The sequence below is a fragment of the Roseibium sp. RKSG952 genome, assembly GCF_009711355.1.
This window is the reverse complement of sequence record NZ_SMMF01000517.1, coordinates 1-1,516: the sequence shown is the minus strand read 5'-3', so window position 1 is coordinate 1,516 and position 1,516 is coordinate 1. Positions and strand designations below refer to the sequence as shown.

The following is a 1,516-nucleotide window of genomic DNA, read 5'->3' as shown; positions in this document are numbered from 1 at the left end:
ACAGTGCGCTGGAAACCCCGTCCTTTAGGGCGGGGAAGATGTTAAAGGCGAGACCAACCGCGACAAGGAACGCACGGTTATCCCCGACGCGGTGGAGCAAACCCGGCACGGGCGGACGTATCTGAGCAACTTTCGCAGAAGTGCGCAGATATCGATCGATCCGGAAACGCCGACACCCCCGAGCACGAAGCGCTATCCGACTTGGTGCGTCGCGCGGTCAAACGTATAGACGATCGGCGGGACTGAGCCTTCGGGGTCAACGAGATAGAAGCAAGGAGTATACTCTTGGAGAAATCCTCCCGCACGAACACGCTCCTTCAGTCCTCGTTTCCGACGATAAATCCACCCTATCGAGTAAGTGGTTAGTCCGTGTTTTCAGTTTGTGATTTTCATATCTCTGATTTATTTCTCTATCTAAGCAATGGAGAACGAATGCATGTCTGACGGAATTAAGAACCAAATCGGGCGCTATCATTACGCCGACGGAGCTATCGGCGAGAAGAGCTTCAGAAATCGTTTGTTCAAGGTGGTGATTGCGGGCGCTTACAATGCCGGCATTGTAGGTCCGGAGCACAACGGCATCGCCATTCTCGACGAGAATAATCTTCAGGTGGTCCTCGATCAACACTGTCCGCAGCTCTCCGGTTCCTTCGGCCCCAGCGCAAGCCAGAAGGCCGAGTTCGACCGAATAATGGCCATGGACTGGAAGGCCTTTTCCAAATTTTGCCGCGAACATCCGCGCTTCAGATCTCCCGATTTCGACTACTACAAGGCGACACCGGATAGCTTCAAGCCGGAACCAGACCGGGTTATCTACCCCGAGAAGATGAAGAGCGACCTGGAGAAGGAGCTCTTTCCGTTGGACAGTCGCCGGGAAATGATCGAGTTCCTCTGCGATCATCAGGTCCACAACACTGAAAACGCCTACTCTCCCTCCGGATTCGCCTGGGACATCAAAGTCCACGGCTTCGATTTTGACGGAAAAGACGGTGATGGCGAGGTTAATTCGGACCTCGATGATGCCTGGGAGAAGTATCTGAAAGAGAACGACGAGCTCTTCTGGGAAGCGTGCCAGAACGGCGTGTCGCAATACGTCGAAGGCAAATACACCACGGTGTCAGGAGGCGATCAGGGCGACTACGAGTTCGGGATCGCCGGTCGTTCCGGCGGGTGGCTCGTGCTGACGAAGTGTGAAGACATCGAGCCACTGAGCTGGGGATGCCTAAGCGAGATGCGGGAGTCCCTAAAGGAACTCTCCGATGCCGACCTGATCAAACTTTACCGCTTGGTCTCGAACGTCGACCACGACACGCGCCTGGAGGCCATCGAGAAGGAGATGAAGTACCAATTCTCCTTCCTCAGGGAGATCTGGGAAGAGAAACTGTCCATGGAATTAAGGTCTTCCCCGACCTAAAGGACGGGGTTTTCAGCGATGACAAGGGAATTCTCCGGAACCGGGCACTCGCTCGGTCTATTGCCGATGCTTGCTGGCACAGCTTCATGTCGAAGCTGGCCT

The 1,516-nt window shown here is 54.7% G+C and carries 1 protein-coding gene; it reads left to right on the top strand.

Annotation, left to right across the window (positions count from 1 at the left end; translation table 11 throughout):
- The first annotated feature begins 436 nt into the window (after positions 1-436).
- Positions 437-1,414, top strand: coding sequence for a hypothetical protein (locus E1297_RS01915; RefSeq protein ID WP_155133197.1), 978 nt, complete (start codon positions 437-439; stop codon positions 1,412-1,414).
- The last annotated feature ends 102 nt before the right edge of the window (positions 1,415-1,516 follow it).

What these genes read in the sequence shown, in the direction of transcription:
- E1297_RS01915 (WP_155133197.1), top strand. Translation starts at nt 437, where the DNA reads ATGTCTGACGGAATTAAGAACCAAATCGGGCGCTATCATTACGCCGAC.